General features: G+C 69.7%; 19 protein-coding genes. 14 read left to right on the top strand and 5 right to left on the bottom strand.

What is annotated here, in order from left to right:
- Nucleotides 1–109 precede the first annotated feature (109 nt).
- The 6 genes from ACUTAG_RS26290 to ACUTAG_RS26265 all read left to right on the top strand — a co-directional run bounded on the left by ACUTAG_RS26290 (nucleotide 110) and on the right by ACUTAG_RS26265 (nucleotide 4,822).
- Nucleotides 110–670, top strand: coding sequence for a hypothetical protein (locus tag ACUTAG_RS26290; protein WP_054485945.1), 561 nt, complete (start codon nucleotides 110–112; stop codon nucleotides 668–670).
- The gene (locus ACUTAG_RS26285) at nucleotides 667–1,869 is read left to right on the top strand and encodes a beta-ketoacyl-ACP synthase (RefSeq protein WP_109433575.1); all 1,203 of its coding nucleotides are present in this window, start codon (nucleotides 667–669) and stop codon (nucleotides 1,867–1,869) included. Before ACUTAG_RS26290 ends, ACUTAG_RS26285 begins: the two co-directional genes overlap by 4 nt.
- Nucleotides 1,866–2,321, top strand: a complete 456-nt coding sequence (locus ACUTAG_RS26280; protein ID WP_148316635.1) for an ApeP family dehydratase — start codon at nucleotides 1,866–1,868, stop codon at nucleotides 2,319–2,321. The genes ACUTAG_RS26285 and ACUTAG_RS26280 overlap by 4 nt, the downstream gene beginning before the upstream one ends.
- Nucleotides 2,318–3,049 carry a 3-oxoacyl-ACP reductase FabG gene (fabG, locus tag ACUTAG_RS26275; protein ID WP_006386621.1) on the top strand — a complete coding sequence of 244 codons (732 nt, stop codon included), beginning with the start codon at nucleotides 2,318–2,320 and terminating at the stop codon, nucleotides 3,047–3,049. Before ACUTAG_RS26280 ends, fabG begins: the two co-directional genes overlap by 4 nt.
- Nucleotides 3,049–4,272 carry a beta-ketoacyl-ACP synthase gene (locus tag ACUTAG_RS26270; protein ID WP_026383853.1) on the top strand — a complete coding sequence of 408 codons (1,224 nt, stop codon included), beginning with the start codon at nucleotides 3,049–3,051 and terminating at the stop codon, nucleotides 4,270–4,272. Before fabG ends, ACUTAG_RS26270 begins: the two co-directional genes overlap by 1 nt.
- A gap of 88 nt (nucleotides 4,273–4,360) precedes the next feature.
- The gene (locus tag ACUTAG_RS26265) at nucleotides 4,361–4,822 is read left to right on the top strand and encodes a GatB/YqeY domain-containing protein (RefSeq protein WP_006386619.1); all 462 of its coding nucleotides are present in this window, start codon (nucleotides 4,361–4,363) and stop codon (nucleotides 4,820–4,822) included.
- Nucleotides 4,823–4,824: 2 nt separating this feature from the next.
- Here ACUTAG_RS26265 and dinB read toward each other — a convergent pair whose 3' ends face one another.
- Nucleotides 4,825–5,907, bottom strand: coding sequence for a DNA polymerase IV (dinB, locus tag ACUTAG_RS26260; RefSeq protein ID WP_006386618.1), 1,083 nt, complete (start codon nucleotides 5,905–5,907; stop codon nucleotides 4,825–4,827).
- Nucleotides 5,908–6,077: 170 nt separating this feature from the next.
- Between dinB and ACUTAG_RS26255 the strand changes: the two genes are divergently transcribed.
- Nucleotides 6,078–6,503: a PaaI family thioesterase gene (locus ACUTAG_RS26255; protein ID WP_006386617.1), complete on the top strand. Its 426-nt coding sequence runs from the start codon at nucleotides 6,078–6,080 to the stop codon at nucleotides 6,501–6,503.
- Between the two features lie 60 nt (nucleotides 6,504–6,563).
- Here ACUTAG_RS26255 and ACUTAG_RS26250 read toward each other — a convergent pair whose 3' ends face one another.
- Nucleotides 6,564–7,019, bottom strand: a complete 456-nt coding sequence (locus tag ACUTAG_RS26250; protein ID WP_006386616.1) for a BPTD_2524 family lipoprotein — start codon at nucleotides 7,017–7,019, stop codon at nucleotides 6,564–6,566.
- Between the two features lie 163 nt (nucleotides 7,020–7,182).
- On the opposite strand from ACUTAG_RS26250, the gene ACUTAG_RS26245 reads away from it, so the two are divergent.
- Nucleotides 7,183–9,090, top strand: a complete 1,908-nt coding sequence (locus tag ACUTAG_RS26245) for a S9 family peptidase (RefSeq protein WP_370445616.1) — start codon at nucleotides 7,183–7,185, stop codon at nucleotides 9,088–9,090.
- Here ACUTAG_RS26245 and ACUTAG_RS26240 read toward each other — a convergent pair.
- Nucleotides 9,080–10,309 carry a sensor domain-containing diguanylate cyclase gene (locus tag ACUTAG_RS26240; protein ID WP_060721661.1) on the bottom strand — a complete coding sequence of 410 codons (1,230 nt, stop codon included), beginning with the start codon at nucleotides 10,307–10,309 and terminating at the stop codon, nucleotides 9,080–9,082. The two genes, ACUTAG_RS26245 and ACUTAG_RS26240, sit on opposite strands and share 11 nt — an antisense overlap.
- Before the next feature lie 605 nt (nucleotides 10,310–10,914).
- Between ACUTAG_RS26240 and pgaA the strand changes: the two genes are divergently transcribed.
- From pgaA to pgaD, 4 genes are read left to right on the top strand one after another with little or no spacing between them, the layout of a single operon-like run.
- A complete protein-coding gene (gene pgaA / locus ACUTAG_RS26235) occupies nucleotides 10,915–13,377 on the top strand; it encodes a poly-beta-1,6 N-acetyl-D-glucosamine export porin PgaA (RefSeq protein WP_148316633.1) in 2,463 nt (820 codons plus the stop codon).
- Between the two features lie 7 nt (nucleotides 13,378–13,384).
- Nucleotides 13,385–15,418: a poly-beta-1,6-N-acetyl-D-glucosamine N-deacetylase PgaB gene (gene pgaB, locus ACUTAG_RS26230; RefSeq protein ID WP_148316631.1), complete on the top strand. Its 2,034-nt coding sequence runs from the start codon at nucleotides 13,385–13,387 to the stop codon at nucleotides 15,416–15,418.
- On the top strand, nucleotides 15,415–16,752 hold the full coding sequence (pgaC, locus tag ACUTAG_RS26225) for a poly-beta-1,6-N-acetyl-D-glucosamine synthase (RefSeq protein ID WP_446650380.1): 1,338 nt from the start codon (nucleotides 15,415–15,417) through the stop codon (nucleotides 16,750–16,752). The genes pgaB and pgaC overlap by 4 nt, the downstream gene beginning before the upstream one ends.
- Nucleotides 16,749–17,210: a poly-beta-1,6-N-acetyl-D-glucosamine biosynthesis protein PgaD gene (gene pgaD, locus ACUTAG_RS26220; RefSeq protein ID WP_148316630.1), complete on the top strand. Its 462-nt coding sequence runs from the start codon at nucleotides 16,749–16,751 to the stop codon at nucleotides 17,208–17,210. Before pgaC ends, pgaD begins: the two co-directional genes overlap by 4 nt.
- A 49-nt stretch (nucleotides 17,211–17,259) precedes the next feature.
- On the opposite strand, the gene ACUTAG_RS26215 is transcribed toward pgaD, so the two are convergent.
- Nucleotides 17,260–18,510 carry an MFS transporter gene (locus ACUTAG_RS26215; protein WP_054444167.1) on the bottom strand — a complete coding sequence of 417 codons (1,251 nt, stop codon included), beginning with the start codon at nucleotides 18,508–18,510 and terminating at the stop codon, nucleotides 17,260–17,262.
- A gap of 165 nt (nucleotides 18,511–18,675) precedes the next feature.
- On the opposite strand from ACUTAG_RS26215, the gene ACUTAG_RS26210 reads away from it, so the two are divergent.
- Both ACUTAG_RS26210 and ACUTAG_RS26205 read left to right on the top strand, forming a co-directional pair.
- Complete coding sequence (locus tag ACUTAG_RS26210; RefSeq protein ID WP_054508210.1) at nucleotides 18,676–19,482, top strand: AraC family transcriptional regulator; 807 nt, start codon at nucleotides 18,676–18,678, stop codon at nucleotides 19,480–19,482.
- 215 nt (nucleotides 19,483–19,697) lie between these two features.
- A complete protein-coding gene (locus ACUTAG_RS26205) occupies nucleotides 19,698–22,382 on the top strand; it encodes a penicillin-binding protein 1A (RefSeq protein WP_054515863.1) in 2,685 nt (894 codons plus the stop codon).
- Between the two features lie 118 nt (nucleotides 22,383–22,500).
- On the opposite strand, the gene ACUTAG_RS26200 is transcribed toward ACUTAG_RS26205, so the two are convergent.
- Nucleotides 22,501–23,220: a metallophosphoesterase gene (locus ACUTAG_RS26200; RefSeq protein WP_006386606.1), complete on the bottom strand. Its 720-nt coding sequence runs from the start codon at nucleotides 23,218–23,220 to the stop codon at nucleotides 22,501–22,503.
- Nucleotides 23,221–23,351: the final 131 nt, after the last annotated feature.

Genomic DNA, 23,351 nt, shown 5'->3' with positions numbered 1-23,351 from the left:
GTCCGCGGCGGGTACACTGGGCACGCCGACCGCGCCCCCTTTGCCAGCGCCCGCGCTTGCCGGACCACGGCGCCGCGTGCGCGCCGCCCCATGGTCGGCCAACCCTGCCATGATTCCTGCCCGCCTTTCCCTTCCGCCCGCCTTCGGGATCTCGCGCGCCGCGTTGGCGCTGGCCTTCCTGCTGGCCGGCTGCGCCGGGGCGCCGCCGACGCCCTCAGCGGCGCCCGCGTTCGCGTTGCCGCGCCAGTTGCACGTGGCCCAGTCGCGCCCCGGCCAGCCCGCGCAGGACACACTGCTGGTGGTGCAGCGCGAAGCCGCCGCCACGCGCTGGTCGTTGTTCGACCCCCTGGGCATACCGCAGGCACGGCAGATACTGGAACACGGCCGCTGGCGCAATGATGGCTTCCTGCGCCCCAACGGCCAGGCGCGCGACCTGTTCGCCGCGCTGGTGTTCGCCTGGACGCCCCTGGACGACCTGGACACGGCCTATGGCGCCGGCGCCTGGCGCGCCACGGCCGCCGCCGACGGTAGCCCGCAACGCGAACTGCTGCGCCAGGGCGAACCGCGGTGGCGCGTCCGCTGGCCGCGAGACGCCGCGGCCGGCACGCTCGAGATCGAGTCCGGTGACGGCACCGTATGGCGGGTGGCGCCGCTCGGAGAGCGGCCATGACGACCACCTGGCTGAGTCCGCCTGGGGTAGTCTGCGCGCTCGGGTCAGGCATCGAGGCCGTGGCCCGCGCCGCGTTCGCCGGCGACACCCGCGGCATGCGCCGCCAGGCCGGCTGGCTGGCCGACCGCGCGCTCACGCTGGGTGGCGTGGACGGGCCGCTGCCACGCATCGCCGACACGCTGCCCGCGCATCACCACAGCCGCAACAACCAGCTGCTGCTGGCCGCCGCCCTACAGATCGAGGCGCGCCTGCGCGACGCGGTCGCGCGGCACGGCGCCCATCGCGTGGCGGTGATCGTGGGCACCAGCACTTCGGGCGTGAACGACAATGCGCCGGCATTCCAGGCCCTGGCGGCCAATGGCGCGTGGCCGCGCGACTACGACTACCGCCGCCAGGCGCTGTCGTCCCCGGCCGCATTCCTGGCCGACTGGCTGGGCGCGACCGGCCCCGCCTACACCCTGTCCACCGCCTGCACCTCCAGCGCCCGCGCGCTGCTGTCGGCGCGCCGGCTGCTGGCCCTGGGCCTGTGCGACGCGGTGGTCTGCGGCGGCGCCGACACCCTGTGCCGGCTGACCATCAACGGCTTCGCCAGTCTCGACGCGGTGGACGAGGCGCTGTGCCTGCCGTTTTCGGCCAACCGCCGCGGCATCAACATTGGCGAGGCCGGCGCGCTGTTTCTGATGCAGCGCGAAGCCGCCGCCGACGACGCCGTGGCCCTGCTGGGCGGCGGCGCCAGTTCCGACGCCTGGCACATGTCGGCGCCGGAGCCCGGCGGCGCCGGCGCGCTGCGCGCCATGCGCGCCGCCCTGGACGCCGCCGGAGTGGCGCCCGCCGACATCGGCTGGATCAACCTGCACGGCACCGGCACCGCCCACAACGACGCGATGGAAAGCCTGGCCGTGCACACGCTGTTTCCCCAGGGCGTGCCGTGCGCCTCCACCAAACCGCTGACGGGCCATGCGCTGGGCGCGGCCGGGGCGCTGGAAGCGGCGCTGGCCTGGATCACCCTGTCGCCCGCCAATGCCGCGGGCCGGCTGCCGCCGCATGTCTGGGACGGCCAGCCCGACCCGGCGCTGCCGCGGCTGGATTTCAGCACCACCGGACATTGCTACGCCCCAGGCCGCCGGCGCCTGGCGATGAGCAACTCATTCGCCTTCGGCGGCAACAACACCTGCCTGGTCCTGGGAGCGGCGGCATGACGACCTGGCCCATCGCCAGCCTGCTGCCTCACGCCGGCGACATGATCCTGATCGACGAGGTGCTGGCCCACGACGCCGACAGCCTGCGGGCGCGCGCCGTGATCCGCCCGGGCCCCTACTCGCTGCCCGACGGTTCGCTGCCGCCGTGGCTCGGCCTGGAACTGATGGCGCAGGCCATCGGCGCCTGGGCCGGCTGCCAGGCCCGGCTGGCCGGCGCGCCGGTCAAGCTCGGCTTCCTGCTGGGCACGCGCCGCTACGACTGCCAGGTCGACGCCCTGCCGGCCGGCGCCACGCTGACCATCCAGGTGCAGCGCGGGTTCATGGACGCCAGGGGCATGAGCGTCTTCGAATGCGAGCTGCGCGACGACGCCGGCCCGCTGGCCAGCGCCCGGCTCAACGTCTACCAGCCCGACGATCCCAACGTTTTCATCCAGGAACAGCCTCCCCTATGAGCGCCGCCCCGATTCTCGTCACCGGTTCCAGCCGCGGCATCGGCCGCGCCATCGCCCTGGCCCTGGCCGACGCCGGCCATGACCTGGTGCTGCATTGCCGCCAGCAACGCGCCCAGGCCGAGGCGGTCCAGGCCGAAATCGCGGCCCGCGGCCGCCAGGCGCGCGTGTTGCAGTTCGACGTGGCCGACCGGGCGCAATGCGCCGCCGTGCTGCAGGCCGACGTCGACGCCCACGGCGCCTACTATGGCGTCGTGCTCAACGCCGGCCTGACCCGCGACGGCGCCTTCCCAGCCCTCACGGGCGACGACTGGGACCAGGTGCTGCGCACCAACCTGGACGGCTTCTACAACGTCCTCGGTCCGCTGGCGATGCCGATGATCCGCCGCCGCGCGCCCGGCCGCGTGGTCTGCATGGCCTCCGTCTCGGGACTGATCGGCAACCGCGGCCAGGTCAACTACAGCGCGTCCAAGGCCGGCCTGATCGGCGCCGCCAAGGCCCTGGCGGTGGAACTGGCCAAGCGCCAGATCACGGTCAACTGCGTGGCGCCCGGCCTGATCGACACCGACATGATCGACGCCCACGTGCCGGTCGAGGAAATCCTGAAGGCCGTGCCCGCGCAACGCATGGGCCGTCCCGAGGAAGTCGCGGCCACCGTCGCGTTCCTGATGTCGCCGGGGGCCGCCTACATCACGCGCCAGGTCATCGCGGTCAACGGAGGACTGTGCTGATGCATCGCGTCGTCGTCACCGGCATGGCCGGCATCAGTGCGCTGGGATCCGACTGGGCCGGCATCCGGCGCGCCTTCGAGGATGGCCGCAGCGCCATCCGCGCCATGCCTGAATGGTCGCGCTACCAGGAGCTGAACACCCGCCTGGCCGGACCGATCGAGGACTTCCAGGCGCCCGCGCACTGGACCCGCAAGCAATTGCGCAGCATGGGCCGGGTCTCGCAACTGAGCGTGCGCGCGGCGGAACAGGCGCTGGACGACGCCGGCCTGCTGGGCGATCCGTGCATTGCCGACGGCCGCATGGGCGTGGCCTGCGGCTCGTCGATCGGCAGCACCGCCGAAATCCGCGCCTTCGGCAACATGCTGCTCAACGGCGTCACCGACGACCTGAACGCCAACTCCTACGTCCGCATGATGCCGCACACCACCGCGGCCAATATCGGCATTTTCTTCGAACTCAAGGGCCGCATCATTCCGACCTCCAGCGCCTGCACCTCGGGCAGCCAGGGCATCGGCTACGCCTACGAGGCGGTCCGCTACGGCCGCCAGGCGCTGATGCTGGCCGGCGGCGCCGAAGAACTCTGCCCCAGCGAAGCCATGGTGTTCGACGCCCTGTACGCCACCAGCCAGAAGAACGACACGCCCGGCCTCACGCCGCGTCCCTACGACCGCGACCGCGACGGCCTGGTGATCGGCGAAGGCGGCGGCATGCTGGTGCTGGAATCGCTGGAACATGCGCAGGCGCGCGGCGCGCGCATCCACGCCGAAATCGTCGGCTTCGGCAGCAACTCGGACGGCACCCACATCACCCGTCCCGACGCCCGCACCATGCGCATCGCCATGGAACTGGCCCTGGCCGACGCCGGCCTGCCGCCGCAGGCGATCGGCTACGTCAATGGCCACGGCACCGCCACCGAACAGGGCGACATCGCCGAGACCGAGGCCACCCACGGCCTGTTCGGCAACCGCATGCCCATCAGCTCGCAAAAGAGCTATCTGGGCCACACGCTGGGCGCCTGTGGCGCGCTGGAATCGTGGTTCAGCATCGAAATGCTGCGCAGCGACTGGTACGCCCCGACCCTCAACCTGCGGCACGTCGATCCGCGCTGCGGCGAGCTGGACTACCTGGTCGAGGGCCGCCACATGAGCCACGAATACGTCATGAACAACAATTTCGCCTTCGGCGGCATCAACACCTCGCTGGTATTCCGCCGCTGGCCCTGACGGCCGCCCGCCCGACCCGGATGACATCGCGGGAAGGCCCGGCCACGGTTACACTGCCGTTTTGACGCAACAACACAAAGGTTTCCCCATGAGCACCGCTACGCTCAAGACCCGCCTCTCCGACGCCGTCAAGGACGCCATGCGCGCCAAGGCCACCGAGCGTCTCGCCACCCTGCGCTTCCTGCTGGCCGCGGTCAAGCAGAAGGAAGTGGACGAGCGCCGCGACCTGAGCGACGCCGAAATCACCGCCATCATCGAAAAGCAGGTCAAGCAACGCCGCGAGTCCATCGCCGCGTTCGAACAGGCCGGCCGCACCGAAACCGCGGAACAGGAAAAGGCCGAACTGGTGGTGTTGCAGGAGTTCCTGCCGCAGGCCGCCACGCCCGAGGAAGTGGCCGCCGCCATCGACGCGGCGCTGGCCGAAGTGGCCGCCCAGGGCGTCACCGGCGCGCCCGCGATGGGCAAGGTCATGGCCTTGCTCAAGCAGTCGCTGGCCGGCCGCGCCGACATGACCGCGCTGTCGCAGCAGGTCAAGGCCAGGCTCGCCTGAAGTCAGAACGCCCCGCCGAACAGGTCCGGCTGGCGTGATTGTTCCTGGGGATCGGCGAAATTGCTCATGCCGACCCCCGCCAGCCGATACAGCGTCTGCGCCGGCAGGTCGACCCGCTCGCACAGCAGCCGGGCCATGGTCGCCAGCTCGGCGGCCGAGGCCGGCGGATTGGGATTGGTCTGGCTGCGCGTCAGGATGCGGAAGCGGTCGGTCTTGAGCTTGAGCACCACCGTGCGGCCCAGCGCGCCCTTCTTCAAGGCCTGGCTCCAGACCTTGTCGGCCATGCGATCCAGGGCCTCGCCGACCGCCTCCAGCCGCACATCTTCCGAAAACGTGGTTTCCGCCGACACCTGCTGCAACGGCTGGTCGGTCTGCACCTCGCGGTCGTCGATGCCGCGCGCCAGCTCGTACAGGCGCCGGCCGTAACGGCCGAAGTAATGCTCCAGTTCCTGCGCGGCGTGCGTGGCCAGGTCGCCCACCGTATGGATACCCAACTGCTCCAGGCGCGCCTGCATCACCTTGCCCACGCCGGGCACCTTGCGCACGGGCAGCGGCTGCAGGAACTCCAGCACCCGTGACGGGCGGATCACATATTGCCCGTCGGGCTTGTTCCAGTCGGACGCGATCTTGGCCAGGAACTTGTTGGGCGCCACGCCGGCCGAGGCGGTCAGGCCGGTTTCGGCGCGGATCTGCTGGCGGATCACCTGCGCCACTTCGGTGGCCGACGGCAGCCCGAGCTTGTTGACGGTCACGTCCAGGTAGGCCTCGTCCAGCGACAGCGGCTCGATCAGGTCCGTATGGCGGCCGAAGATCTGGCGGATCTGGCGCGAAACCTCGCGGTAGCGGTTGAAGTCGGGCGGCACGTAGACCGCCTGCGGACAGAGGCGCTGGGCGCGCACCGCCGACATGGCCGAATGCACGCCGAAGCGGCGCGCCTCGTACGACGCCGCGCACACCACCGAGCGCGGCCCGGTCCACGCCACCACCACCGGCTTGCCGCGCAGCTCGGGGTTGTCGCGCTGTTCCACGGATGCATAGAAGGCATCCATGTCGATGTGTACGATCTTGCGGCTGGCGTCGCTCATGGCGGTGGAAAACGGGTGCCCGGATGGCGCATCGGCGCGCAAGCGGGCGCGAAATGTACGGTCACCGGAAAAATCGCCCCGGCGCGGGGGCCGGGCCCGGCGAACGGCGTAAAAGTGGATATTATGACCGGCAAATCCCCATCTTTCCCCTTCCCCGCGTGACCGCTTCCATGACTGCAACCGCAACTCCCGCTCCGGGCGAGTATTTCGGCCTGGCGATTCCCTTCATGAGTTTCCTGGGCCTGGTGCCCGAACAGATCGCGCCGGCCTATGCCCGCACGTCGCTGCCGTGGCGCCAGGACCTGACCAACAGCCGCGGCGACGTCCACGGCGGCACCCTGATGAGCGTGCTGGACTTCACGCTGAGCGCCGCGGCGCGCGGCTCGGCCGATGCCACCGAGGGCATGGCCACCATCGACATGAACACCACCTTCCTGTCGCCCGGCACCGGCGACCTGGTGATCGAGGCGCGCTGCCTGCGCCGCGGCGCGTCGATCGCCTTCTGTGAAGGCGACATCCGCCGCGCCGACGGCGAACTGGTGGCCCGCGCCACCGCCACCTTCAAGATCATCCGCCGCCGTCCGGGCGGCGACTGAACGGGCGGCGGGCCTTGCGGCCGCCGTCGCCCGATGCGGCCGCAAGGCCCGCCATTGCCCTTACTTGGGCAGATCGCGCGACGGCTTGACCGGCGGCCGCGGGTCCAGCGGCATGTAGCTGGAGCACGAACTCATGCCATAGACGATCGCGTCCTGCATGGCGCGCATCGCCGCCGCGTCCCAGGTGCCCTTGCCCCACATCACGATGCGGGTGTCGGTGGCCTTGGGACCGGCCGCCTTCAGGTCGACCCGGGTCATTTCGCTGTCGCTGTACGGCGCCAGCACCCGCACCACGGCGGACTGGGCGCTTTCGTCCAGGCTCGACACCACGCGATAGGCGTCGTCGGTGCTGCGCAGGCAGGCGTTGGCCTGGCGCAGCGTGGTGGCGTAGGCGTCCTTGAACGCGACGGGCGCCTTGAATTCGCTGTGCGGCGATGAGCCGTTCTGCGAAATACCCAGCGAGCAGCCCGCCAGGCCCAGGGCCAGCGCCGAGGCCGCGACCAGATTCCGAACCATGTGTTTCTCCAGATTGATAGCCGCGATTATCCCGCAAACGGACCACCGGCATAAGTGGCCCGGCCGGTTCGACACCCCGGCCGCGGCTATGGCATTATCGACCGGTAGTCCGGCGGCGCCCGCGGCCGGGTGGAATCGTCGGAGGTATGCCTTGCTCTCATTCATGAAACACACCATCCTGGCCGCCGGTATCGTCGGCGCCTCGCTGGGCGCCAGCGCCGCGGCGCAGCCGCCCCGGGCCTACCCCCTGAAGGACTTTTTCCGCAATCCGGAACGCGGTTTCTTCCGCCTGGCCGACGACGGCAAGACCCTCGGCTTCATGCAGCCCACCAGCGTCGACGGCAAGCCGCCGCGCATGAACATCTACGTCCAGCCCCTGGAAGGCAGCAAGCCGGTGGGCGAACCGCGCAAGCTGACCAGCGAGTCGGCCCGCGACATCAGCAATTTCTTCTGGAAGGGCGCCGACGTGGTGCTCTACCAGAAGGACTTCGGCGGCGACGAGAACTTCCACGTGCTGGCGGTGGACGCCAAGACCGGCAAGGTCACCGACCTGACCCCGTACGACGGCGTGCGCGCCAGCATCGAGGACGACCTCGAAGACGACCCCGACCACATCCTCATCAGCCACAACCAGCGCGACCCGCAGGTGTTCGACGTCTACCGCGTCAACGTGCACACCGGCGCCGGCGTGCTGGTGGCGCAGAATCCCGGCAACATCGTCGGCTGGCAGACCGACCACGCCGGCAAGGTGCGCGCCGCCGTCACCAGCGACGGCCTGAACACCACCCTGCTCTACCGCGACGACGAAGCCTCGGAATTCCGTCCGCTCTTCACCACCGACTACCGCACCAGCGTCAGCCCGGCCTTCTTCACCTTCGACGACAAGAAGTTCTACGCCCTGTCCAACCGCGGCCGCGACAAGCTCGCGCTGGTGGTGATCGACCCGGCCAGCCCCGACAAGGAAGACGAGATCTTCACCCCGGACACGGTCGACCTGGACGCCGCCGGCTTCTCGCGCAAGCGCCGCGTGCTGACGGTGGCCTCGTACCAGACCGACAAGCCGCAATACAAGTTCTTCGACGCCGAGACCGAAACCCTGTTCAAGAAACTGTCAGCCCAGCTCGAGGGCTACCAGTTCGCCATCCAGGGCGCCAACCGCGACGAAGACAAGTTCATCGTCGCCGCCTACAACGACCGCACGCCGGGCTCGCGCTACATCTACGACGCGCGCGCCGACACCCTCAGCAAGCTGGCCGACATCAATCCGGCCATCCCCGAGGCCGACATGTCGCGCGTGCAGCCCATCAGCTACCAGAGCCGCGACGGCCTGACCATCCATGGCTACCTGACGCTGCCGGCCGGGCGCGATCCCAAGAACCTGGCGTGCATCGTCAACCCGCACGGCGGCCCGTGGGCGCGCGACGGCTGGGGCTACAACCCCGAGGTGCAGTTCCTGGCCAACCGCGGCTTCTGCGTGCTGCAGATGAATTTCCGCGGCTCCACCGGCTACGGCCGCGCCTTCTGGGAAGCCAGCTTCGGCCAATGGGGCCTGAAAATGCAGGACGACATCACCGACGGCGTCCAGTGGCTGGTCAAGCAGGGCATCGCCGACCCCAAGCGCATCGGCATCTACGGCGCCAGCTACGGCGGCTACGCCACGCTGGCCGGCGTGACCTTCACGCCCGACCTGTACGCGGCCGCGGTCGACTACGTCGGCGTGTCCAACCTGTTCACGTTCATGAAGTCGATTCCGCCCTACTGGAAGCCGATGCTGGACAAGATGCAGGACATGGTCGGCGACCCGGTGCGCGACAAGGACCGCCTGGCGGCGACCTCGCCGGCCCTGCACGCCGACAGGATCAAGACGCCGCTGTTCATCGCCCAGGGCGCCAAGGACCCGCGCGTCAACAAGGACGAGAGCGACCAGATGGTCAAGGCGTTGAAGGCCCGCGGCGTCGAGGTGGAATACATGGTCAAGGACAACGAAGGCCACGGCTTCCACAACGACGAGAACAAATTCGAGTTCTACGCGGCCATGGAAAAGTTCTTCATCGAACATCTCAAGCCGTAAGCTTGGCGGGTTCGGCGGCCTCGGCGGCCGCCTCTTCCTCCCGGGCCGCCTGCGGGCGGCCCGACGCACGCGCGCTCCAGGCCATTTCGACCCGGTCGCGCCCCAGCTCCTTGGCCTTGTAGAGCGCCAGGTCGGCGCGAGCCAGGATGCCATCGGCCGAATCGCCCGGCTGCAGCGTGGCCACGCCGCCGCTGGCGGTCATGCGCAATTCCTGCCCCTGCAGGTACAGCGGCGAATCGCGCAGGGCGTCGCAGACCCGCTGCGCCTGCACCAGCGCGTGCGCGGCATCACAGCCGTACATCAGCAAGACGAACTCCTCGCCCCCCAGGCGGCCAAAGCGATCGCTGGCCCGCACGGCCTTGGGCACCACCTGCGCGAAATGGCGCAAGGCGGCATCGCCGGCCGCGTGGCCGTGGCGGTCGTTGATGGACTTGAAATGGTCGATGTCCAGCACCAGCACCGCCAGCCTGCCGCCGCTGCGCGCGCAGCGCTGCAGCTCGTGCTCCAGTTCATCCAGGATGCTGCGGCGCGAATAGGCGCCGGTAAGGCTGTCGAAGGTCAGCGCGGCCTGCATCTGTTCGGACAGCGACGTCTGGATCAGCAGCAGCAATGCCAGGAACAGCGCCGGCACCGTCACCGAGCCGCAGACGATGAAGAACAGGCCCCACGGCGCCGGTTCCAGCAACGACGCGGCCTGCGCCCAGCCGCTGCCATAGACGCCGGCGCGCAAGGCATGCAGCACCACCAGGGCGGACAGCGACAACAGCACATACAGGATCACGCCAGGCGTGCGGATACCGCGGCGCTGGCGGAACACCACGGCGCCGGTGGCCGCCATCAGCACACCGGTGTAGCCCGAAAACAGCATCATGCGGCCCACCAGGTCATGCGTGACGTACAGCATCAGCGCCATCGCCGCGATGCCGACCGCGGCCGCGGCGCCCACGCGCAGGACCTGCGGCCGCAAGCCGAAGAACTGCCGCACGCCCACGTACACCAGGCTCACCGCGACCAGCCACGACGTATTCGACACCATCACATAGACGGCCGGCGGCAGGATCTCGGCCGAGGCGTAGGCCAGCAGCGACAGCACCGCCAACGCGTTGGCGATGGTGAACGCGCGCACGCCCGGCACCCGGCGCGCATTGAACGGCAGCAGCAGGGGCAGCGCCAGGGCCGTGGCCAGGCCCCACACCAGGAAAAATAGTGAAGTCGTCATGTTTTTGCCGGCTTGCGCCCTCCTGGGCGGTCGCCGTCGCTTGGAACAACTGTTGCACCGGATGCGGGCCCGAGGACACGTTACAGACCCGCACTTTTGACGTTTTTTGTTACTTGCACGGCGCACCATCGCGCCATTTCCGTCGCGCGCACAACGTTCCGTACCGGGATCCGTCCCAATGCCGGCCATACCGCCACGACGGTTGTGCGGTACGCCCGCAGAGAATACGCCAAGGCCTGCGGCCGCGGTCCCTCCTTTGCACTAATTGACAGTTGATTTCGCCGAAAAGCCATAAAGTTCGGCCTGTTGACGGCGCCATCAGAAGTGCCGCAACCACGCCCCACGGGCGTGGCGCGTACTAGCCATGCACTCCCTCGCGCGAGTGCGAAGGTCCCCGCAGCGGGCGCCGCGCAGTGAATACCCAAACGCTCTCCCCTTCGCCGCCGGCGCCTTCCCGCGTCCGCGCCGCGCCTTCGGCAACGCCCACCCGCGTCCGGCCGGCGGAGCCACGAGCGCCCTCATCGCAACTGCGGAAGTATTTACAGATGCTGAAAAGAACAACGCCCCCCAGGGGCCGGGCAGGCCGCCAGGCGCCGCCCGCCTTGATGACGGACCCGCGACGGCGGATCACCGGGCCGAGACTGCAGGCCCTCACCGCGTGCGCGCTGCTCGCTCCCGTCCTGGCGCTGGCGGCGCCGGGCGCCGACTATGACGCGCTGATCACGCGCGCCCGCGCCGGCGACTACGAACCGGCGCTGGCCATGCTGCGCCAGCAAGGCGCGGCGGCCGGCCGCCAGGCGGTGTACGACCACATCGTGATCGCCAGCTGGGCCGGCCGCCCCGCCGAAGCCGTGGCCGCCTACGAAACGCTGTCGCCCTCCCTCGCCCTGCCCGCCGATATCCAGCTGGCGGTGGCGCGCGCCTATCGCGACCTGCGCCGCTGGCCCGAGGCCCTGTCGGCCTATCGCGCCGGCCTGCGGCGCCATCCCGACCAGTCCGCCTTTGCCGCGGGCGAAATCATGACCCTGGCCGACGCCGGCCAGACCGAAGCCGCCCTGGCCGCCGGCAGGGCCTGGAGCAGGCGCGCGCCGCGCGATGCCGATGCCCGCCTGGCGCTGAGCTACGTCCACGTCCGCCTGCGCCAGCCCTACGAGGCGTTGCACCAAGCCGACCAGGCGCTGGCGATCGCGCCCGGCACGCCCTACGTGCTGCGCGAATACATCGCCGCGCTGAGCCGCGCCCGGCTGGCGCAGCCGGCGCTGGATCTGGCGCGCCAGCATCCGGACCTGTTCGACGCCGCGCAGTTGCGCCGCCTGGAAGGCGACGCGCTGGCCCAGCAGGTGCGGCTGGCGGCCATGCCGACGCGGACCGAGGCCGAGCGCTTCGTCATCGCCGACCGCGCGCTGGCGCGCTACGAGGCGCTGATCCCGGCCTGGGAAGCCCTGGGCGATGCCGCCCGCGACGACGTGCTGCGCGCCCGCATCGACCGCCTGCATGCGCTGCACGCCCGCGCCCGCATGGCCGACGTGGTCAGCGAATACGAGGCCTTGCGGGCGCGGGACGTCACGGTGCCGCGCTACGCGCTCAATGACGTCGCCTCCGCCTATCTGTATCTGCGCCAGCCCCAGAAGGCGCGCGACCTGTATCGCCAGGTCGGCGCCGATGGCGCCAACCGCGACGACGACGCGCAAGACCGCCTCAGCACCGAGACCGGCCTGTACTACGCGCTGGCCGAGGCCGAGGAATTCGACCAGACCGGCGCGGTCACCGACGCCATCGACGCCGGCTACAGCCCCTGGCTGTATTTCAAGGGGCAGGCCACCCGCAACCCCAACGACCTGAAGCTGGAAGGCGCGCAGACGGTGGCGGCCGCGCGCCTGCAGGCCGACGACACCGCCGCCGCCGAGCAGCAACTGCGCGGCATGGTCGAAAACGCCCCCAACAATTCCTCCCTGCGCGCCGACCTGGCCTCGGTCTACCGCCGCCGCGACCTGCCGCGCGCCGCGGAACGCGAACTGAAGATGGCCGAAACCCTGGCGCCGCGCGCGCTGCAGGTCGAAAACGGCCAGGGCTTCACCGCCATGGACCTGCAGGAATGGCGCCAGGCCGAGGCGCTGTCGGCCGACACCCTGGCGCGCGCGCCCGAGAACCTCACCAGCCGCCGCCTGGCGCGCGAATGGGAGGTCCACAACAAGGCCGAGCTGCGCATCAGCGGCTACCGCGGCCTGGCCTCGGACAGCCCGGTCAACGGCAACGGCGACTTCGGCATCGACGCGGTGCTGTATTCGCCGCCCATCGACTACAACTGGCGCGCCTTCGGCGGCGGCGGCTACGCCACCGGCGACTTCGAGGAGGGGCGCGGCAACTACCGCTGGCTGCGCACCGGCGTCGAATGGCGCGGCCGCGACCTGACGGTCGAAGGCGAAGTCTCGACCCACAGCTACGGCCACGGCGTCAAGCCCGGCCTGCGGCTGTCGGCCGCCTATGACATCGACGACCACTGGCAGGTGGGCGGTTCGGGCGAAGTGCTGTCGCGCGAAACCCCGCTGCGGGCGCTGACCAACGACATCAAGGCCAACCGCCTGACCGGCTTCGTGCGCTGGCGCGCCAACGAGCGGCGCGAATGGACCCTGTCGCTGTCGCCGTCGCGCTTTTCCGACGGCAACCAGCGCTGGGAACTGGGGCTGGACGGGCGCGAGCGCGTCTACACCGCGCCGCACCTGAAGGCCGACCTGACGCTGGACCTGTCGACCCAGCGCAACAGCCGCGACAACGCGCCCTACTACAACCCGCGCTCGGACCTGATGGTGCTGCCCGGCGCGCGCGTCACGCACACGCTGTACCGCCGCTACGAAACCGCCTGGGAACAGATCGGCACGATCGGCGCCGGCACCTACACCCAGCAGGGCTACGGCACCGGCGGCGTCATCGCCCTGGGGTATGGCCAGCGCTACCGCGCCAACGACGTGCTGGACATGGGCGCGATGGTCACCGGCATCAGCCGCCCGTACGACGGCCAGCGCGAGCGCGAACTGCGCATCGTGTTCGACCTTGCCTACCGCTTCTGAGACCGCCATGTTGCTCAAGCTACCCATCCGACTCCTGCTGGCCGCCCTGCTGCTGCTGGCCATCCTGGCGCTGACCGCCTGCGCCAAGGACATCCCGGTCTACACGCCGCCGTCCGAAAGGCCCGTGGCGCCCGCCGAACAACCCTGGGCACAGGGAAATTTCCTGGCCCTGGCCTACCACGACGTCGAAGACGAAGACCCCGACCAGGCCTTTCTGAGCGTGCGCACCGACCGCCTGGTCGACCAACTGGCCTGGCTGCGCGAAAACGGCTACCAGGCCGTCTCGGTCGACCAGATCCTGGCCGCGCGCCAGGGCGGCAAGCCGCTGCCCGAGCGCGCCGTGCTGCTGTCCTTCGACGACGGCTACCGCAGCTTCTACACCCGCGTCCTGCCGATCCTGAAGGCCTACCGCTGGCCGGCGCTGCTGGCGCCGGTGGGCACCTGGATGGACACCCCCGCCGACAAGCAGGTGGATTTCGGCGGCAGCCCGCAGCCGCGCCAACGCTTCCTGAACTGGGCTGAAGTACGCGCGATTTCGCAGTCCGGCCTGGTCGAGATCGCCGCGCACACCGACGCCTCGCACTACGGCGCGCTGGCCAACCCGCAAGGCAATACCGAACCGGCCGCGGCGATCCGCGCCTACGACGCCAAGACCGGCGGCTACGAAAGCGAAGCGCAGTTCGAAGCCCGCATGGGCAGCGACGTGCGCGCCATCAGCCGCAAGATCGAACAGGTCACCGGTAAAAAGCCGCGCGTCTGGGTCTGGCCCTATGGCGCCGAGGGCGGCAGCACCTTGCGCATCGCCGCCGACAACGGCTACCAGCTGGCGCTCACGCTGGAGGACGGCCCCGGCCGGCTGGCGCGCCTGATGTCCACGCCGCGCATGCTGCTGGCCAGCGATCCGCCGCTCAAGCCGTTCGCCAACAGCGTCGTCGGCATGGAGGCCACGCCCTTCATGCGGATCGCCCACATCGACCTGGACTACGTCTACGACCCCGATCCGGCGCAGACCGACCGCAACCTGGGCGAGCTGGTGCAGCGCATCCTCGACATGCAGATCAACACCGTGTTCCTGCAGGCGTATTCGGATCCCACCGGCGACGGGCTGGTGCGTTCGGTGTACTTCCCCAACCGCTGGCTGCCGGTGCGCGCCGACCTGTTCAACCGCGCCGCCTGGCAGTTGCACAACCGCGCCAACGTCATGGTGTATGCCTGGATGCCGGTGCTGGCCTATGACCTGGACGCCTCGATCCCGCGCGTCACGCGCTGGCAGCCAGGCCAGGCCCAGGCGCGGCCCGATCCAGACCAGTACCGCCGCCTGTCGCCGTTCGACGCCACCGCGCGCGCCCGCATCGGCGACCTGTACGAGGACCTGGCGCGCCATGCCATCTTCGATGGCATCCTGTTCCACGATGACGCCGTGCTGTCCGACTTCGAGGACGCCAGCCCCGGCGCGCTGGCCGCCTACCGCGCCGCCGGCCTGCCCGGCGACATCGGCCAGTTGCGCGCCGACCCGGACACGCTGCAGCGCTGGACGCGCGTCAAGAGCCGCGCCCTGGTCGATTTCACGGCCGAACTGACCGAGCGCGTGCGCGCCGTGCGCGGGCCCCAGATCAAGACCGCCCGCAACATCTTCGCCATGCCGATCCTGGAGCCGCAGTCTGAGACCTGGTTCGCGCAGAACCTGGACGACTTCCTGGCCGCCTACGACTGGACCGCCCCCATGGCCATGCCGCTGATGGAGAACGTGCCCAAGGGCCAGGAAAACGCCTGGCTCGACCGGTTGGTCGACGCCGTGGCGCGGCGCCCCGGCGCGCTCGACCGGACCGTATTCGAACTGCAGGCGCGCGACTGGCGCACCGGCCCCGGCCGCCCCGAGGCCACGCCCGTCGACACCGCGGTGCTGGCAGGCTGGATGCAACGCCTGCAACTGCGCGGCGCCCGCAGCTTCGGCTACTACCCCGACGACTTCTCGCAAGACCAGCCCCGGTTGCAAGGCATCCGGCCCGCCATCTCCGAAGCCTGGTATCCCCTCCGATGATCGACCGTCTGATTGCCCTGATTATCCTGCTGGCGGTGCTGGGCGCGCCGTTCGGCTTCACCATGATGCTGACCGGCCAGGCGCTGCTGGGCTTCGTCTTCTTCTACCCGCTTTTCATGTCCGGCATGTGGATGGCCGGCGGCCTGTACTTCTGGTGGCATTGGGAACGGCGCTGGCAGTGGGGCCCCGGATCGGCGCCGCCCGCGCTGGCCGGCGATCCGCTGGTGTCGATCCTGGTGCCCTGCTACAACGAGGCCGACAACGGCGAAGAGACCCTGCTGGCGGCGCTCAACCAGCGCTATCCGAACATCGAGGTCATCGCCATCAACGACGGCTCCAGCGACGGCACCGGCCCGATGCTGGACCGCCTGGCCGAACAGCACCCGCGCCTGCGCGTGGTGCACCTGGCGCAGAACCAGGGCAAGGCGATGGCGCTGCGCATGGGCGCGCTGGCCGCGCGCAGCGAATACCTGGTCTGCATCGACGGCGACGCGGTGCTCGACCCGGACGCCGCCGCCTACCTGGTGGCGCCGCTGATCGACAACCCGCGCGTGGGCGCCGTCACGGGCAACCCGCGCATCCGCACCCGTTCGACCCTGATCGGCCGCGTCCAGGTGGGCGAGTTCTCGTCCATCATCGGCCTGATCAAGCGCACCCAGCGCGTCTACGGCCAGGTCTTCACCGTGTCGGGCGTGGTCGCCGCCTTCCGCCGCGCCGCGCTGGACCGGGTCGGTTACTGGAGCCTGGACATGATCACGGAAGACATCGACATCAGCTGGAAGCTGCAGCGTGACCACTGGTCGATCTTCTACGAGCCGCGCGGCCTGTGCTGGATCCTGATGCCCGAGACGCTGCGCGGCATCTGGAAGCAGCGCCTGCGCTGGGCGCAGGGCAGCGCCGAGGTGTTCCTGAAGAACCTGCGCTCGATCTGGAGCTGGCGCCATCGCCGCCTGTGGCCGCTGATGCTGGAGTTCTGCCTGTCCACCGCCTGGGCCTTCGCCTTCGGCGTGTCGGTGCTGTTGTGGGTGATCAGCCAGTTCGTCACGCTGCCCAACAACATGCACATCGCCAGCCTGATGCCGCCCGCCTTCACCGGCATGATGCTGGCGATGGTGTGCCTGCTGCAGTTCGCCATCAGTATCCTGATCGACCGCCGCTACGAGCCGGGCCTGTGGCGCGCGCTCTACTGGGTCATCTGGTATCCCCTGGCCTACTGGATGGTGAGCCTGTTCACCACCCTGGTCAGTTTCCCCAAAGTCATGCTGCGCAAGCAGGCCGAGCGCGCGCGCTGGACCAGCCCCGACCGCGGCATCAAATCACCGGACGCATCATGATCATCACGACCAAACGCTCGCGCGCGGGCTATCTGTTCGACCTGCTGCTGACCGCGGTCGGCTGGCTCGCCTTCGTCTACCTGTTCGGCGCCGGCATCGTCGCCATCCTGCGCGGCGCCGCCGGCGGTCCCCAGGCGTCGCTGTGGCCGACCTTCCTGCCCACGCTGCACACCCTGCTGGGCTATGCCCTGCTGGCCCTGATCAACGCCACCGTGCTGGTGGCCTGGGCGGTCTACAACCACCTGCGCTTTGCCGGCAAGGATCGCCGCCAGGCCATCAAGCCGCTGGACGACCAGCGGCTGGCCGCGAGCTTCGCGGTCACGCCGCGGCAACTCGCCCAGCTGCGCGCCGCTCGCATCGCCGTCATCCATCACGGCGGCGACGGCGACATCCAGGGCATCGAAACGGCGCGCCCGCAACTGGCCGCCGTGCCGGCTGCGGCCGGCGCCGCGGCCTGAGGCCCGCGCGCGGGGCGGGCGCCTGCCGGAGCGCCCGCCGCGGCTCGCCTCAGGCGCGCTTGCGCTCCACGTCCGGCAGCAGCACCGCGACGATGCCCAACAACGGCAGATAGGCGCAGACCTGGTACACGTAGCCGATGCTGGTGGCATCGGCCAGCTTGCCAAGCGCGGCCGCGCCCAGCCCGCCCATGCCGAAGGCGAAACCGAAGAACAGGCCGGCGATCATGCCGACCTTGCCCGGCACCAGTTCCTGCGCATACACCACGATGGCCGAAAACGCGGACGCCAGCACCACACCGATGACCACCACCAGCACGCCGGTCCAGAACAGGTTGGCGTACGGCAACAGCAGCGTGAACGGCGCCACGCCCAGGATCGACACCCAGATCACGATCTTGCGGCCGATGCGGTCGCCCACCGGGCCGCCCACCACCGTGCCCACCGCCACCGCGGCCAGGAACAGGAACAGGTACAACTGCGCCTCGCGCACCGACAGCGCGAACTTGTCGATCAGGTAGAAGGTGAAATAGCTGTTCAGGCTGGCCAGGTAGAAGTACTTGGAAAACACCAGCAGCCCCAGCACGCCCAACGCGCCCAGCACCTGGTTGCGCGTCAGCCCGTTGCCGGCGCCTTCGCGCCTCGCGCGGGGCTTGAGGCGGGCGCGGTTGGCGGCGTACCAGCGGCCGATGCCGGTCAGCACCACCATGCCGAACAGCGCCGCCAGCGAAAACCACGCCACGCTGCGCTGGCCGTGCGGAATGATGAACAGCGCCGCCAGCAGCGGCCCCAGCGCCGAGCCCACGTTGCCGCCCACCTGGAACAGCGACTGCGCCAGCCCATGGCGCCCGCCCGAGGCCATGCGCGCCACCCGCGACGACTCGGGGTGGAACACCGACGATCCCGTGCCCACCAGCACCGCCGCCACCAGCAGCCAGCCGAACGACGGCGCCACCGACAGCAGCAGGAGGCCGGCCAGCGTGAAGCCCATGCCCACCGGCAGCGAATACGGCTTGGGGTTGCGGTCGGTGTAGAAACCGATGAACGGTTGCAGCAGCGAGGCCGCCAGCTGATACACCAGCGTGATCAGGCCGATCTGCGCGAACGACAGGCTGAACGAATCCTTCAGCATGGGATAGATGGCCAACAGGATCGACTGGATCATGTCGTTCATCAGGTGCGCCACGCTGATGGCGCCCAATACCGCGAACGCGGTCGAAGGGTCGGCAACGGCGGGCTGCGGCGCGGCGACCGGCGCGGCGTCATCGGGCAGCGCGGCAGCGGGGGTCTGGGATGGGTTCATGGCTTGGACGGGACGGGGGAAACAAAGAAAAGCCCGGCGCAGCGCCGGACCTTGCCAGTGTAGGAAGCATGCCCGCCCTCCGACTGACAATTTTCGTCGGGAAAGTGACAAAATGGGGCCATTTCCCCATGAATTCGGCCTCCCCCATTTGTCGGAAGTGACAACATGCCCACCCGGCCCACGCGCCTCGACCCGGCCCGCAGCATCGACGCCCAGGACTATCAACACCGTCCCCGCGGCGTGACCGCGATGGCCAAGGAATTTCCCGCCGGCGCGCGCACCGGCGCCCACTCGCATCCGCGCGCCCAGCTCATCTATGCCATCGAAGGCGTGATGCGCGTCACCACGCCCAGCGGCTTCTGGGCGCTGCCGCCGCTGCGCGCGCTATGGGTCCCGGCGGGCGTGTCGCATGGCGTCGACATGGTCGGCGCGGTCTCGATGCGCTCGCTCTACATCCAGGCCGACGCCGCGCAAGCGTACTGGCCGCAATGCCAGGTGATCGAGGTCAGCGGCCTGTTGCGCGAGCTGATCCTGGCCCTGACCGCCGAGCCCATCGACTATCCGTTGGGCGGCCGCGCCGAACAGGTGGCCGCGCTGATCCTGTCCGAACTGGCCGCCGCGCGGGTCGTGCCCATCCAGATCCCATGGCCGCGCGACCGCCGCCTGCAGATCATCTGCGAGGCGATTCTCGACCGGCCCGGGCTGCAGCGCGGCATCGAGGACTGGGGCAGCGAGGTCGGCGCCAGCGCGCGCACGCTCATCCGTCTGTTCCAGGCTGAATTGGGACTGAATTACCGGCAGTGGGTGCAACAGGTGCGCCTGGCCGACGCCGTCTGCCGCCTGTCGCTGGGCGTGCCGGTGGCGCGCATCGCCGCCGACCTCGGCTACCGCAGCCCCAGCGCCTTCAGCGCCATGTTTCACCGTGCCCTGGGCGCGCCGCCGCAACGGTATTTGCACGGACAGGCCGCATGACACCTGCAACCGGCCTTGCCGTTTGTCACGGCGCGCAATACATTTCAGCGCGCGCTTGCCACGCGGCGCTGCGCGAAACCCGCGTGGCGCGTATCCTCAACCCCGTCCCTAAATCCCCTGCCGCCGATCCGAACCGTCCCTGCGGGCAAGTTTGGTTACTGAAACCTTCCGGCGCGGTGGCCGGTCTATAGCGTTCTGCCCTAGAATCGCCAGCAATGAGCACCCCCCAGCAATCCTCCGCCACCCCGGGCGGCAAATCGGGCTTTCCCTGGAAACGACTCCTGATCAAGGCCGGCGTCGCCGTCGCCGGCCTCGGTGTCTGCGGGGCGCTGTTGGTCGGCCTGGCGCTGGCGATCGCCTGGCCCAGCCTGCCCGACCTGCACGCCATGACCGACTACCGGCCGCGGGTGCCGCTGCGCATCTATACCGCCGACAAGGTCCTCATCGGCGAATACGGCGAAGAACACCGCAACGTGCTGCGCTTCGACGAGATCCCGGCGGTGATGCGCCAGGCGGTGCTGGCGGCCGAGGACGACCGCTTCTACCAGCATGGCGGCGTCGACTGGATGGGCATGGTGCGCGCCGTGCTCGTGAACCTCGTCAAGCAATCCAAGACCCAGGGCGGCAGCACGATCACCATGCAGGTGGCGCGCAACTTCTACCTGTCGTCCGAAAAGACCTATTCGCGCAAGTTCTACGAACTGCTGCTGACCTACAAGATTGAATCCGAGCTCACCAAGGACCAGATCCTCGAGCTCTACATGAACCAGATCTACCTGGGCCACCGCGCCTATGGCTTCGCCGCCGCCTCGCGCACCTACCTGGGCAAGCCGCTGTCCGAAGTCACGCCGGCCGAGGCCGCGATGCTGGCCGGCATTCCCAAGGCGCCTTCGCGCTTCAACCCCATCACCAATTTCCCGCGCGCCGAGATCCGCCAGCACTACGTGCTGGGCCGCATGAAGACGCTGGGCTACCTGACGCCGGAACAGACCGAAGAAGCCCTCAAGCAGCACGTAGTGATCCGCGGCGCCGACGGCGCCAGCCTGCGCGGCTTCGCCATCCACGGCGAATACCCGGCCGAACTGGCGCGCCAGCTGATGTACGGCGTGTTCCAGGAGCAGACCTACTCCAAGGGCATCGACGTCTACACCACGATCGACTCCAAGGACCAGGAAGCGGCCTACCGCGCCGTGCGCGACGGCGTGCTGGACTACACCCGGCGCGCGCCCTACCCCGGCCCGGAAGACCAGATCGACCTGCCCGACGGCGTCGAAAAGGACGCCGCGGCGTTCGACGACATCCTCGACGGCGTGCAGGAAAAGACGCCCGACAGCGAAGACCTGCTGACCGCCGTGGTGCTGGCCGCCAGCCCGCAGGAAGTGACCGTGGCGCGCAGCGCGCGCGAGATCATCACCATCTCCGACAAGAAGGCGCTGGCGGTGGTGGCGCGCGCCCTCAACCCCAAGGCCAGCGACAGCCAGCGCATCCAGCGCGGCTCGGTGGTCTACATCCACAAGAACGGCGACGGCTGGGAAATCATCAACATGCCGGCGCTGCAGGCGGCGCTGGTGTCGATGGTGCCGCAGGACGGCGCCATCCGCGCCATGATCGGCGGCTTCGACTACAACCGCGGCACCTTCAACCGCGTCACGCAGGCCTGGCGCCAGCCGGGCTCGAACATCAAGCCGTTCGTGTACGCCGCGGCCCTCGAACGCGGCCTGACGCCGGCCACCCAGGTGTCCGACCAGCCCTTCATGCTGACCGCCGCGCAGACCGGCTCGAAGGACTGGCAGCCCAAGAACGACGGCAACCGCTACGAGCCCATGCTGACCCTGCGGCAGGGCCTGTACAAGTCCAAGAACATGGTCACCATCCGCATCCTGCAGGCCATCGGCCCGCAGTACGCGCAGGACTACCTGACCCGCTTCGGCTTCGACAAGGCGCGTTGGCCGGCGGTGCTGCCGCTGGGCCTGGGCGCCGGCGGCGCCACGCCGCTGCAGGTGGTCAACGGCTACAGCGTGTTCGCCAACGGCGGCTACCGCGTCACGCCCTACCTGATCGACAAGGTCACCGACCGCTCGGGCAACGTGCTGATGCAGGCGCAGCCGGTGGTGGCGGGCGACGCCGCCGCGCGCGCCATCGACCCGCGCACCGCCTGGGTCATGGATGACATCCTGCGCGGCGTCACCACCAGCGGCACCGCGGCGCGCGCGCACCAGGTGCTCAAGCGCAACGACATCGGCGGCAAGACCGGCACCACCAACGAGGCGGTCGACGTCTGGTTCTCCGGCTTCACCCCCAGCCTGGCCACCACGGTCTGGATGGGCTTTGACCAGCCCAAGTCGCTGGGCACGAACGAATTCGGCAGCGGCCTGGCCCTGACCACCTGGCTCGACTACATGCAGCCGGCGCTCAAGGGCGTGCCCGAGGCCAAGCCGGCGCCGCGTCCCGACGGCCTGCTGGTGGACAACGGCGAATACTATTTCAACGAATTCCCGCCGGGCCAGGCGGTGGCCTCGCTCGACCTGTCCAGCGGCGACCCGCTGACCGACTTCCTCAACAACAACCGCTCCACCGACGGCGTCGACAACTCGGTGCGGCCCCTGCCCGCGCCCGGCGCGGCGCAGCCGCCGGCCACCCCACCGCAGGCGGGCGCGCCGCAACCGGCCCGGCAGGTGCCGACGCAACAGGTGCCGGCCCAGCAGGCGCCGGTGGCGCAGCCGATTCCCGTGCCGGCCGCCGGCGGCGGCGCGCTGGGAGGCACGCTGGGCGGCGGCGCCGGCAATGACACCCCGATCCCGCCGATTCCGGTGCCACGCGTCGAGGCCGACCCGGTGGCCGGCCCCCGCGCCAGCGTCGTCAGCGGCGGCGACGGGCCGCTGGCGGCGCGGCCGCTCTAGCGTGCTGTCCGGCGGATACAGCCGCGCGAAATCCACGGAACGGCACTAGCGGCCTTGCGCCGCAATGCAGACGGGGCGCCCATGGGCGCCCCGTTTCATTTTCCCGCTCCGGTCCCGGCTAACCCGGCTCGACCACCGGCGGCTCGGTCACCACCGCGCGCGGCCAGGCCTGCAGCGTTTCCAGGTCGAGAAAGGTGAAGTAGCCATCCTTCCAGCCCTCGGTATCGATGTGATAGACGTTGCCCAGCGCCAGCGGCTCGGCTACCGGGGTGTGGCCCGCCACCACCGCGCGCACCCCGCGCACGCCGGTGCGGTCCAGTTGCCGCAGCCGCTCGCGCGACCACTGGCAGGCGGCGCTGGTGCGCTTGTAGCGGTCCTGCAACGCCGATTCCAGGCGCGGCCAGAACAACACCGGGCAATCGGCATGCAGCAATCCCACCGCGCCCGACGAGGTCTCGACCTCGATCGCGATAGGCAATTGCCCGAAGGCCTCGGCGTAGACCTGCTGACGCTCGGCCGGCAGATCCAGGAACCAGCCGCCGCCGTAGCCGCGCCAGTTCACCACGTCCACCTGGCCGGTGCGGACATGGCGCACGGCATAGTCCTCGTGGTTGCCCTGCACCGCGTAGAACCAGGGCTGCGCCAGCCACTCCAGCGCGGCCTCGCTCTCCGGCCCGCGGTCGACCAGGTCGCCAACGGAAAACAGCCGGTCGCGGCTGGCGTCGAAGCCCATCCGCGCCAGGCTGTCGCGCAGGCGCGTAAAACAGCCATGCACGTCGCCCACCGCGAAATCGCGGCCCAGCTCGTTGCGCGGCACTTTCAGAAAACGTTGCTGCATGATGATCCAGCCCGCCCAATCGGGCCCAGGCTTCCTTTTAACCCGCTTTCATCTGCCCCCAATTACACCTCGCTTGCAAGACGCAACACAAATTGCGTGACGAGAATAGCTATTATTCGTGATAATGTTCC

This window comes from Achromobacter sp. CSND-B12 (assembly GCF_052906545.1).
This window is presented reverse-complemented; position numbering and strand designations above follow the sequence as displayed.